The sequence below is a fragment of the Changchengzhania lutea genome (assembly GCF_006974145.1).
GTDB classification, from domain to species: domain Bacteria; phylum Bacteroidota; class Bacteroidia; order Flavobacteriales; family Flavobacteriaceae; genus Changchengzhania; species Changchengzhania lutea.
Genome location: NZ_CP039456.1, coordinates 3,213,401 through 3,225,978 on the forward strand (window position 1 = coordinate 3,213,401; position 12,578 = coordinate 3,225,978).

Here is a 12,578-nt window from a genome sequence, read left to right on the forward strand (position 1 = left end):
CTAGAATATAAACTTTATGCAACGCGACGAACAAATTTTTGAACTCATTGAAGCAGAAAAAGAACGTCAATTACACGGTCTGGAACTTATTGCTTCAGAAAACTTTGTTAGCAACCAGGTTATGGAAGCTGCAGGGTCTGTTTTAACCAATAAATATGCCGAAGGATATCCTGGAAAGCGTTATTACGGCGGCTGTGAAGTGGTAGATGAGGTCGAACAAATAGCAATTGATAGAGCAAAAGCATTGTTTGGAGCGGCTTACGTAAATGTACAACCCCATTCTGGAAGTCAGGCAAACACTGCTGTTTATCATGCTTGTATTAAACCTGGCGATAAAATATTAGGCTTCGATTTATCTCATGGTGGGCATTTAACCCATGGATCTCCAGTTAATTTTTCTGGTCGTTTATACAACCCGGTTTTTTACGGGGTAGAGAAGGAAACTGGCGTTTTGAATTATGATAAAATACAGGGAATAGCCACTAAGGAGCAACCCAAGTTAATCATCGCTGGTGCATCTGCATATTCCCGTGATATAGATTTTGAGCGTTTCAGAGTGATCGCAGATAGCGTTGATGCGATTTTATTGGCAGATATCTCACACCCTGCAGGATTGATTGCTAAAGGTATTTTAAACGATCCGTTACCACATTGCCATGTTGTAACCACAACAACCCATAAAACATTGCGAGGTCCACGAGGAGGCATGATTATGATGGGGCAGGATTTTGATAACCCTTTTGGTATTACCTTAAAAAACGGAAGTCTTAGAAAGATGTCTTCTTTATTAGATTCTGCTGTTTTTCCTGGAAATCAAGGAGGTCCTTTAGAGCATATTATCGCTGCTAAAGCCATTGCATTTGGTGAGGCTTTGACGGATGAATTTTTACATTACCAATTACAAGTGAAGCAGAATGCTGCAGCTATGGCAGAAGCTTTGGTAGCCAAAGACTATCACATTATTTCAGGAGGAACAGATAATCATATGATGCTTATCGATTTGCGAAATAAGAATATTTCTGGTAAAGATGCTGAGCAAGCGCTTGTAAGGGCCGATATTACGGCTAACAAAAACATGGTGCCTTTTGATGACAAATCGCCATTTACAACATCTGGAATTCGTTTAGGAACTGCTGCTATAACAACACGCGGTTTAAAAGAAGCCGATATGTTAACTATTGTTGAATTGATAGATGATGTGATTGCGAACTTTGAAGACGATAGCGTTTTGGAAACGGTAAAAACAAAAGTGAATGCTATGATGAGCGATAAGCCTTTGTTTGTTTAAAAATTTTAGATTTTACACAATAAAAACCCTGCTTTAAGCAGGGTTTTTATTTAATTTACTTCTCTTTCCAGCGGGCCTTCCCACAATACTTGTTCAATCATCCATTTATCACCGCATTTAGAAAGCAAAATATAATCAATACCTCACCAGGCAGTAACTTTGGCTGATGCTATGACCTTACCAATATCTAAGACTTCCACTTTTTTTGGAGCTTTTTCATTAGGAAATTGCTTTTTCTCTAGCACATTTCTTGCATAACCAAGGGCTTTACCATAACTCATATAATCTTCTTGATAGTATTCTCCAGAAGTTTTGTCTTTCCAAAACCCAAATTTATTTAATGACGGTTGTAAGCTTTCTTTAAGTTTACTTTCGTCACCTTCGTAAAAGCCTTCAATATAGTTCATGCAGGCTTTTTCAACCCCCTTATGATTTTCGCTAATTTGCGCAAATGAATACGATGATAGTAATAAAAATAGGATAAGTGCGTTTTTCATGATTTCGTTTTTTTGATTGATTACAAACTAAAAATACTTAAAAACGAATCATTTAGATATTAAGACTGCGTTAATCTTCCTCTGGTAAAACGATATGCTGATAGGCTCCTAAATCTGGCGAAGATGTTCTATTAACATTCCAAATATCAATTGGTACTTGAGTAGCAAAAGAAGATAAACCTTGATTAATACCAGCGGATGCTTCTCCAATTACCAACAGATTTAATCCGGTATTTTGAAAATCTGGGTCTTCATTAAAAATATTACCATCGTAATGATTTGCGTCATTAAAGTCATAATTTAGGCTAGTTAAATCACTAGTATTCGCATCGAACCGAATCAGGCAATTGGTAAATTTAAAGTTGAAGTTAACGGCATCATCTTCAATTTCATCCAGCACAATTTCGGGATTATCATTACCGTAAATAATACAGTTATTAAAATTGGCTTCAGATAAATCGGCAATGGTGGCATTGTTATCTTCGTCTAAAACAAAACTATTAAGGAGTACGGCAGGCAATTGTCTAAAACCTCTATCCCAATAATTAGTAATCGTACTGTGTGTAAAATTGTACTTACCGCCCAATGTTCCTGCAAATGAAGATTGCCCGGAATTATTAATCACCACATTCTCGCCATGAATGGACGTGTTTCTTCCTAAAATCCCAAAATTACTAGAGTTATAAATTTGCGAATTTGTAATGGTTAATTTATCTGAAATAGCATCCGGATTTCCGTCACATAATATCCCAACGGAGGCATTTTTAATAGTGGCATAATTAATCGTATTATTGATACTGCCATCTAGCAGCCAAATAGTGCCCCACTGCCCAGGTGTTTCTGAAAAATCAGACTCTAAGCGATCACCTTCAAAAATAACCTCGTTCTCTAAAGTATCTTGATTGTCACTAAACGCTCCGTTAACCTGTAGCGATGCGCCATTGGATACGATGAGTCCTGAATCGGCATGAAAGTGAATGCGTGATCCTGCCTCAATAGTTAAGGTTTCGCCAGCAGGTACCGCCGAAAAGCCATAAATAACATAGGGTTTCTTGTTTGTAAAAGTCAATTCTTTAGGAAGAAGTTCTCGACCTTGGAGATCGGTTTCAACCAGTTCACCATCTATGTTTAGCGTGAGGGTTTCTACTATTTTCGTGGTATTATCCCTCTCAGGATAAATAAAAACAGCATCTTGAACTAAGGTAACTAAATGGACGTCTTGAAGATTAGCACCCGAATCAAATTCTATTTTATCGGTGTATAAAAATTGACCATTCGTACTACTAAAAGCATTGATATCTATGGTAGATTCGATAAAAATAAAAAGACTGTCTTTGCCCAATATCTGGATGTCTTCAAATTGCTTACCTGCGAGTCCATCGACATTTAAGCGGTAATTGGACATTTCTCCATTAGCTAATTTTATTGAAGGAATAAGAATATCATCACTGCTTCGGTTGTATACTTTTAAGTTATAGGTACTAGAACCAATATCTGTAAAAACAGTATCTAAATACACTGTGTCTTTGGAAAACTCTAAGCGTCCCGTATTTGGTGAAAACTCAAAATCCTTTCGGCAGGAGCTCCAAAGGATTATAAATAGTAAGGCAGATAAAATATATAGGGATCGTTTCATTATAATTGCTAAGGCTTATTACGAGCTAAAAATATAACTTTTGATTTTATGAAATAGTATAGATTGTACTAAAAATTGAGAAATTGAAAATTTGTTTGCTATAAAAGCAATATCATGACTGCTAAAACATGTTATTTTATTGAATAGCGTTATATTAGAAACTTCTTTGAAATTCGTTAGAATATCAGAAGATGAGTTTAATAAGGGATGTAGTGAAATTAAAAAAAACATAAAACAATATACTTTAAAATGAAAATCAATTATTACAAAACTCTTAGACTGGTTTTGATTTGTAATCTTCTATTTTGCGCTTTAATAATTATAGGATGTAAAGATTCCGAAAAAAAAGCTCAAACTCGAACAGCAATTGAAATTCCAGAGGTTCCAGAAGCGCCTAATGGTATGGTCTGGATTCCTGGTGGCACTTTTAATCAAGGGGCGGTGCCACAAGATGATACTGCCATGACTCATGAAAAGCCCGCACATGCTGTTAGGGTAGATGGGTTTTTTATGGATATGACTGAAGTAACTAACGCAGAATTCTCAAAATTCGTTCAGGCTACTGGTTATATAACTACCGCGGAGCAAGGTATTATTTGGGAAGATATGAAACAACAACTACCACTTGGCACCCCGAAACCCCATGATTCTATTTTGCAACCAGGCTCTTTAACGTTTAAAAAAGTAAAAAGCGCTGTACCTAATTTGTTTGATTACTCCCAGTGGTGGCATTGGAGCATTGGTGCCAGTTGGAAACACCCTCAGGGTGACGGTAGTTCTATTGAAGGAAAGGATAATTACCCTGTTGTACATATCTCTTTTGAAGATGCTGAAGCTTATTGCATTTGGGCGGGTAGAAGACTACCTACAGAGGCAGAGTGGGAGTATGCCGCTAGAGCTGGAAAATATGATGCCATTTACTTTTGGGGGAATGATGATTCTTTGCTTTCAAAAATGGCAAACACCTGGGAAGGTGAATTCCCATTAAATAATACCACTATGGATGGATATGAAAGATTGGCACCCGTAAAATCGTATCCTGCCAATGGTTTCGGATTATTTGATATGGCCGGTAATGTTTGGGAATGGACCAACGATTGGTACCATGTCAACTATTATAAAGAACTTTCCAACATGGGATCTACAGTCGTAAACCCTCAAGGAGCAGGGGAAGCTTATAATCCTAATAATCCGTACATTCAAGAAAAGATTATAAAAGGCGGATCATTTTTATGCAGCGCCTCGTATTGTGCAAGTTATAGAGTTTCCTCAAAAATGGGTACGGATACAAAATCGTCTTTGGAGCATTTGGGCTTTAGAACCGTTGCGACTTTGGATATGCTAAAAAAGACTAAGTGATACTTATACGCCGACTCTTTTATAAATTCTGATTGAAACCACAGGCGATCTGCCATTGGGACTAGAATCATTTTTTAAACATTTTCCGTTTCTTATAATTAATGAAGTTGTTTGACTTAAATATATGACTTATTTGTTTTTAAACTGTTCTTGTAATTTTTTAAATGAAATAAATACTATGACACCGAAGGCGAAAAGCATGCTTGTAAATTGTAATATATTTAACCAAATTTCCATGTGCAAAAAAAGTAATATATATCTAAGGAGATTGACATAATACGATATATATGTAACCTATTAGAGCCTTACTCTTTTTAAATGATAATATTAGAGATATTTGGATTTCTGAAATTGTACATTCAAAATGATTGCACGGGTTACTGAAGTAAATTTTTTAGTAGAATTTAGACAAATATAGAAAGGTTGTAGTAAACAAATACTTATCTTCTTGCATACTTTATGGAATGCATTGGTGTTGTTTATAAACTGAATTCTTGATACCCAACTGAATATTTAAAACGACTATCAGATTGATGGTTTGATAATTGGTAAAATTAAAAAACCCCATAAACATAATATTTATGGGATTTGATTAATTCCTAGCGGAGAAAGAGGGATTCGAACCCCCGGAGGTGTGACCCTCAACAGTTTTCAAGACTGCCGCATTCGACCACTCTGCCATTTCTCCTTGAGTGCCGTATCAGGTTGCCCTGATATGCGGGTGCAAATATAGAACCCTTTTTTAATTCTTTCAAATATAATATCAATTTTTTAAAAATAAATTTAAGCACGCCCACTATTGGTTAATTCTATCAGTCCACTCAATAAATTAAACCGTTAATCCGTATTTTTGCAAAAAAAATTACCCTGTAATGGATACCATAAAACAATTGGAATGGCGCTATGCCACCAAGAAATTTGACCCTAAAAAAAAGTTAGAAAATAATAAGTTACAAGTACTAAAAAAAGCCTTTAACCTCACAGCAACATCATTTGGTTTGCAAACCATTAAAATGTTGGTTATTAAAGACGAGCAGCTCAGAGAAACATTAGTGCCCCATGCATTTCAGCAGAGACAGTTGTTAGAGGCCTCGCATTTATTGGTTATTTGTATCCAAGAAGATATTGATACTACAGATGTAGTCAATTATTACAAAAATATCAAGTCCATTCGTAACACCTCAGATAATATTCTTAATCCCTATAAACAGCAACTCGTAGACATGATGGAAAACATGACGGTGAGCGGGCAACAACAATGGTCTAAAAACCAAGCCTACATTGCTCTCGGAAACTTAATGACGGTTTGTGCCATCGAGCACATAGATTCCTGCCCAATGGAAGGTTTTCTGCCAAATAAATTTGATGAGCTGCTCCATTTAAAAGAAAAAAATTTAAAATCCGTTCTACTCCTTCCGGTAGGATATCGTCATAAAGATGATATTTTTGCAGACCTCGAGAAAGTAAGAAAGCCAATTCACGAAGCCGTTATAGAATTCTAATCAAGCTGATTAATTTGGGCGTTACCACTCCCGATAGCTATCGGGAGTTCGGGCTTGTAGTTTATCTTGAGCGTAGTCGAAAGGCTATATCTTTTTAAAACGACATAGTTATAAATAAGCAGCGTGGCTATCAGTGTATTGTTTACGTACTAATAAATGTAGTGCTAGCAATTTAAAAAGGATGCCGCATCAATCCCTAACGCAGAAGACTGGAAAACTTAATGAATTTCACTTTTTTTATTGCTTTTTTTAGTTGTAATTTTGAGACAAAATTGAAACGATATTATGCCAGGATTTGAATTATTTGGAGATTTAGAACGCAAGGAAGTACACAATGTTTTAGACAGTGGCGTGTTAATGCGCTACGGATTTGACGGTATGCGTAATGGCCACTGGAAGTCCAAGGAATTAGAAACAGAGTTGCAAAAAGCCTTTCAATCTAAACATGTCCAACTGGTGTCAAGCGGAACGGCAGCAGTCTCTGTAGCATTGGCCGCAGCGGGTGTTGGAGCAGGGGACGAGGTTATTATGCCAACCTTTACATTTGTGGCCAGCTTTGAAGCTATTATGATGCTTGGTGCTATCCCGGTTTTGGTAGATATAGATGACACGCTAACGCTAAACCCCGAAGCTGTCGAAAATGCTATAACGCCAAAAACGAAAGCCATCATGGTCGTCCAAATGTGCGGTAGTATGGGGCATATGGGTGCGCTTCAAGCCATCTGCAATAACCATAAGCTTCTTTTAGTTGAAGATGCATGTCAAGCGATTGGTGGTTCTTATAAAGGAAAGCCTTTAGGAAGTATTGGCGATTTGGGGTGTTTCTCGTTCGATTTTGTAAAAACCATTACCTGTGGGGAAGGTGGTGCAGTCATTACCAACAATCAAGAATTTTATACAAATGCAGATCACTATAGCGATCATGGTCATGACCATAATGGAAACGATAGAGGCGCAGAAACGCATCCGTTCTTAGGCTATAATTTTAGGATTTCAGAACTGCACGCAGCAGTGGGGTTGGCACAAGTAAAGCGTTTGCCCGAGTTTCTAGATATTCAGAAAAGGAATTATACCATATTACGCAATGCCTTGTCACAAATTCTAGAAGTCACCTTTAGAACCATACCAGAAGGTGGCGAGGAGAGCTATGCCTTTTTAAATTTCTTTTTACCAGATTTGGAAATAGCACGTCAAGTTTCTGATGAGTTTAAGGCTAACGGGATAGATGCTTGTTTTCATTATTTTGATAACAATTGGCACTATATCAGGAAATGGGATCATCTAAAAGATTTAAAATCGTTATTCCCAATTTCTACGGAAGTAAAGCAAGGTTTAGAGTACCTTCAAACTAAAACCTTCCAAAAGTCTGATCATTATATTGGCAGAAACATCTCTTGCCTAATAAAACTCTCTTGGACTGAAGATGAAGTGAAAGCTAGAGCGCTTAAAATGGTTGAAATTATCCAGAATTCCATTTAGTTATATTCTAATTATTTAAAAAATTCTTAAAAACCATACATATCTAACGGGTGTATGGTTTTTGTATGGTGTAAATGTTTTTATGCGGAATGTTTAGTAGTTAGTTTTATAAAAAAATCAAACTATGAAATTCAACTACTTAAAAGCTTCATGTTTCATATATTTCATTTTTCAGTTATCCTTCGGTCAACAGATGCCAATAGACTTTTCTGATTCTGCTGATAACTTTAGTGTTTGGGGTGGAAGCAGTTTTTCTACTAGACAATCGCCAACAGATTCAAATAATCCAGTAGGGCAGTTTGAGCATGCAGCTTCTACCGGAGGACAAGGCTTTTATATAGATTTATCGAGCCCCATAGATTTAGAGCTTCAAAAAACCATAACATTATCGTTTTATGCATTCGACCCTAATGTACATACCATAGGATTAAAGTTAGAGAGGGGCACAAATTCAGATATTCAAGTGGATTTAAATATGTCTTCAGAAAATGCATGGACACTCATGACATTCGATTTTTCAACCGTTGGTGGTACAGGAGAGTATAGCAGGTTAACCATAATAATCGATGATGGCATCGCGACACCAAGAACCTATTTGATTGATGATATTGATGATGGCTCAACGCCTACAGATCCTAATGCTATCGATGTGGAGTATACTGATTTGGTGTGGGCTGATGAATTTAATGAATCTGGAAAAAATGCTATTAATGCTACTAATTGGTTTCACCAAACACAATTGCCAGGAGGAGGGAGTTGGTTTAATAATGAAGAACAACATTACACAAACCGCATAGAAAATTCGTTTGTTGAGAGCGGTTTTTTAAATATCGTAGCCATCAAGGAGTCTTTTGCAGACCAAGGAGAAACAAAGCAGTATACCTCCGCCAGATTAAACTCCAAGTATGCATTCACTTATGGTAGAGTAGATGTTAGGGCAAAGTTACCCAGTGGTGATGGTACTTGGCCAGCCATATGGACTTTAGGAAAAAATATAAATGAGGATGGAGGTTATTGGGATAATCAAGGCTTTGGCACAACTAGTTGGCCAGCTTGTGGTGAGATAGATATTATGGAACATGGTTTGGGTACCGTAAATCATACTTCAAGTGCGTTGCATACACCATCGAGTTCTGGAAACACTAGTAATACGGCCTCTCAAGAAATTAGCGACGTAGCAAATAATTTTCATATATATTCGGTAAACTGGTCACCTAATCAAATCACTTTTTTAGTGGATGGCGTTGGATTTTATACTTACAATCCTACTAATAAAAATAGTGATACTTGGCCTTTTGATAAAGACCAATATATTCTACTTAACATAGCCATGGGAGGTGTAGCAGGAACCATTGACTCTAATTTTACTGAAAGTAGTATGGTAATCGATTATGTGCGCGTATATCAAAACTCTGGGTTAGGTACGAATGAAATTAGAGCAAATGAATTCAAGATTTTTCCTAATCCAGCTTCAGATACTATCAAGATCGTGACTAATGAAATTATTGATAGTGTAAGGCTATATAGTATTTTAGGGAATCTTATTATGAGCAAATCAGAATCAACCCATGTTATTGATGTTTCTGGTTTAACCCCTGGTGTTTATGTATTAAATGTTAATTCTGGTTCTAAAAGAACCACAAAAAAAATAGTTGTGAATTAATATTTTACATACTCTACAATCTCTAAGCCATAACCAATCAATCCAACGCGTTTGGTTTGTTCGGTATTAGAGATAAGTCGTAATTTATGTATATTCAAGTCATGTAGAATTTGTGCACCTATACCAAAATCCCTGGTGTCCATGTTTATTCGAGGTGCTTTAACAACCTTCTCATTTTTTTGATTCTCTTTAAGAAATGCCAATCTTTTTAAAATATTCATTGACTGAGATTCTTGATTGATAAAAATAATGGCGCCTTTACCAGCATCATTAATTACCTGGATCATCTTATCTAGTTGCTTATCAATATTATTGGTTAAGGTTCCTAAAATATCATTGTTGACGAGTGTTGAATTGATCCGTGTAAGAACGGGTTCATCGTCATGCCATTGTCCTTTGGTTAGCGCTATATGTATTTGATTGTTAGTTGTTTGCTTATAGGCTCTTAATCTAAAGCTTCCAAAGCGTGTTTCAATTTGAAAATCTTCTTTTTTCTCAATTAAGGAGTCATGTTGCATACGATAAGCCACGAGATCTTCAATTGAAACAATTTTTAAATCTAGTTTTTTTGCCACCTTCATCAGCTGCGGTAAACGTGCCATAGTACCGTCTTCATTCATGATTTCCACAATAACACCAGCTGGCTCTAATCCCGCTAATCTTGCAAAATCTATAGCAGCCTCTGTATGCCCCGTGCGTCGTAGAACACCACCTTCTTTAGCTACCAAAGGAAAAATATGTCCCGGTCTTGCCAATTCAAAAGCCTTCATATTAGGATCTATGAGTGCTTTAACAGTTTTGGCTCTATCACTAGCAGATATTCCGGTAGTAACACCATGACCTCTTAAATCTACCGACACCGTAAAAGCCGTTTCTAAAGGATCTGTGTTATTACGCACCATCATGCTAAGTTCCAATTCCTTACATCTGTTTTCGGTTAAAGGAGCACAAATAAGACCTCTACCATGTGTCGCCATAAAATTTATCATTTCTGGAGTCACCTTATCGGCAGCAGCCACAAAATCGCCCTCATTCTCGCGGTTAGCATCATCTACTACGATAATAACCTTACCATTTCTAATGTCTTCAATAGCATCATGTATGGTGTTTAACTTAAACGGAGACGTGTTATTTGGTGTCATGGTATCTATAATCATGGCGTAAAGATATTGCTTATTTTAAAGAATTTATACAATTTAGCTTTAAGTCTTCTTCAAATTTTGCTTTTAAAATGAAATGTGTTAATGCATAAACTGGCAGACCAATAACAAGTAGTAATGCATTGGGGCGCTTATTTTTTTTACGAATATGCTTATAAAAACGGTATAAATTCATAATTGATTTTAAATAATAGATCATCAATAGAACCAGAGCAACTAAACACAATTGAATTGATGCCGTGGCAATAGAAGGCAACCGGTTATTTTTAAAAACGAAATAAAGCACTAAAAGAATAATGGCTATACAATATAATATGAGGCTATACTTTGAATGCGCATTAAATTTGTTATAAATCCTGTCAGATTCATCATATGTTAATTGGATAGGAATGCCACTTTCTCTTAATTCATCATTTGAAATACCACGACGATGTAATAACTTTAAGGCTTCGTACCTACTAAATTCATCTAAGCCTAAAGTTTTATACTTGACAATAACATCTTTTAATTCATCAACGGTATATGCTTCAAGAAAGGTATAGCTAATGGCATCTTTAGGTTTTATATTGAACGCTTTTCTTAAGGGGTCTAAAACATTTCCAAATTCAAATAAGCCCCTGTCTTCAGTAGCTCTCTTGGTTAAAAATATGCCTAATGGTAACATGATTAAAGTTGAAAACCAGCTGGCCAATATGGGATTAAAGTCTCCCGATTTTGCACTATTTATAGCGAAAATACCGATAAAATGATAGGTTAAAAAAAGCAGTATGGCAACGACCATAGGTAAACCAAGACCGCCTTTTCTAATAAGCGCACCTAAGGGAGCACCCACAAAAAATAATATGACACAGGCAAAGCCTAAAGCCAATTTTTCATGAAAGGAGATAATGTGTTTATTGAAATTAGATTGCGAAAATTGTAAGTTAGCCTCTTTAGTAGCAATAAGCTGTTTCGTGCTATTTGAAGCCTTAGCTGCCAAATCAACAATTTGAATCTTCTTCTTGGTATCAAAAAGATCTAAAATATTATCAGCGATTATTGAATCTTTTTCAGTCTCAGTTTCAGTTCTGTCATCAATCTTGGACTTCGTTTTTTTATTAGTAATTAATCTAGAAAAACTTGAGCGTTGATAAAGATTTTTACTGAAGTTTTCGTGTTCTGAATCGCGTTTTTTTATAAGTGAATCAATGGCTGTACCTAAGCCACTAATATTTAGCATATTATATTTATCTGTATACGATTTTTCATCAAAATCGACTTCATTAAGTTCAGATAAATCAATGTTCATGGTGTATTTTTCAAACGCACTTTTTGCAAAAGGTTTCTTTTTGCGTTCTTTCATTTTCTTTGGAAGAATGTCATTGTAATAGTTACCATCAAAGAGAATGAGCTGTAGGACATTAGAATTTTCTTTACTTACTAATTCACCAGTTTTAGATTTAATAGTCGTCGCGTTGGTTCTGCCGTTAGCGCCTTTTATATGAATTGTTACATCTCTTAAAAACTGACCTCTATCACCACTTTTGTCCGCAAATTTAATATTGTAATTTCCAACCTCGTTAAATTGACCTTCAGCCAACAACATGGCAGGTTTTAATTTCGCTATATTTTTTCTTAAATTGAACGAGTTGTATTCTGCCCATGGAATAACGTTATTAGAGAAGAAAAAGGTTAAAACGCCTAGCAGAACAATAAACACACTAAGTCCAGTCATGGCACGTTGGAGTGAAATGCCAGTAGATTTCATGGCGGCAAATTCATAATTCTCGGCAAAACTACCAAAAACCATGATTGAGGATAACAGAATTGTCAATGGCAATACCAAAGGCATAAGCTTAGGCATAAAATAAACCAAGAACTTAAATATCACTACGATATCTAAATCTTTACCCGCTAACTCTTTAATATATAGCCAAATAGTCTGTAATACAAAAATCATCACGAGTATTAAAAATACACTGATGAAAGTTTTTAAATAGGAGGTTAGTATGTAA

General features: G+C 36.0%; 9 protein-coding genes and 1 tRNA gene. 5 read left to right on the forward strand and 5 right to left on the reverse strand.

The features are described from left to right. Positions 1-16: 16 nt before the first annotated feature. On the forward strand, positions 17-1,288 hold the full coding sequence (gene glyA, locus FAF07_RS14440) for a serine hydroxymethyltransferase (protein ID WP_142785773.1): 1,272 nt from the start codon (positions 17-19) through the stop codon (positions 1,286-1,288). 143 nt (positions 1,289-1,431) lie between these two features. On the opposite strand, the gene FAF07_RS14445 is transcribed toward glyA, so the two are convergent. Together FAF07_RS14445 and FAF07_RS14450 are read right to left on the reverse strand one after the other, a co-directional pair. Next, positions 1,432-1,785, reverse strand: a complete 354-nt coding sequence (locus tag FAF07_RS14445) for a nuclear transport factor 2 family protein (RefSeq protein WP_142785774.1) — start codon at positions 1,783-1,785, stop codon at positions 1,432-1,434. Positions 1,786-1,855: 70 nt separating this feature from the next. Then, positions 1,856-3,421 (reverse strand): hypothetical protein, encoded by a 1,566-nt coding sequence (locus tag FAF07_RS14450; RefSeq protein WP_142785775.1) that lies wholly within the window; start codon positions 3,419-3,421, stop codon positions 1,856-1,858. A gap of 249 nt (positions 3,422-3,670) precedes the next feature. Between FAF07_RS14450 and FAF07_RS14455 the strand changes: the two genes are divergently transcribed. Next, on the forward strand, positions 3,671-4,780 hold the full coding sequence (locus tag FAF07_RS14455) for a formylglycine-generating enzyme family protein (protein WP_142785776.1): 1,110 nt from the start codon (positions 3,671-3,673) through the stop codon (positions 4,778-4,780). A 603-nt stretch (positions 4,781-5,383) separates the two neighbouring features. Here FAF07_RS14455 and FAF07_RS14460 read toward each other — a convergent pair. After that, positions 5,384-5,468: transfer RNA gene (locus FAF07_RS14460), tRNA-Ser, on the reverse strand. Positions 5,469-5,652: 184 nt separating this feature from the next. Here FAF07_RS14460 and FAF07_RS14465 point away from each other — a divergent pair. The 3 genes from FAF07_RS14465 (at position 5,653) to FAF07_RS14475 (ending at position 9,424) form a co-directional block, all read left to right on the forward strand. Then, positions 5,653-6,282 carry an NAD(P)H-dependent oxidoreductase gene (locus FAF07_RS14465; RefSeq protein ID WP_142785777.1) on the forward strand — a complete coding sequence of 210 codons (630 nt, stop codon included), beginning with the start codon at positions 5,653-5,655 and terminating at the stop codon, positions 6,280-6,282. A 285-nt stretch (positions 6,283-6,567) separates the two neighbouring features. Continuing rightward, the gene (locus tag FAF07_RS14470; protein ID WP_142785778.1) at positions 6,568-7,761 is read left to right on the forward strand and encodes a DegT/DnrJ/EryC1/StrS family aminotransferase; all 1,194 of its coding nucleotides are present in this window, start codon (positions 6,568-6,570) and stop codon (positions 7,759-7,761) included. A 124-nt stretch (positions 7,762-7,885) separates the two neighbouring features. Next, a complete protein-coding gene (locus FAF07_RS14475) occupies positions 7,886-9,424 on the forward strand; it encodes a family 16 glycosylhydrolase (protein ID WP_246067712.1) in 1,539 nt (512 codons plus the stop codon). On the opposite strand, the gene ribB is transcribed toward FAF07_RS14475, so the two are convergent. Both ribB and FAF07_RS14485 read right to left on the reverse strand, forming a co-directional pair. Continuing rightward, entirely contained in the window at positions 9,421-10,581 is a 1,161-nt protein-coding gene (ribB, locus tag FAF07_RS14480) for a 3,4-dihydroxy-2-butanone-4-phosphate synthase (protein WP_246067713.1), read from the reverse strand. The two genes, FAF07_RS14475 and ribB, sit on opposite strands and share 4 nt — an antisense overlap. A gap of 16 nt (positions 10,582-10,597) precedes the next feature. Next, positions 10,598-12,523 (reverse strand): LptF/LptG family permease, encoded by a 1,926-nt coding sequence (locus FAF07_RS14485; RefSeq protein WP_246067714.1) that lies wholly within the window; start codon positions 12,521-12,523, stop codon positions 10,598-10,600. Between the last annotated feature and the right edge of the window lie 55 nt (positions 12,524-12,578).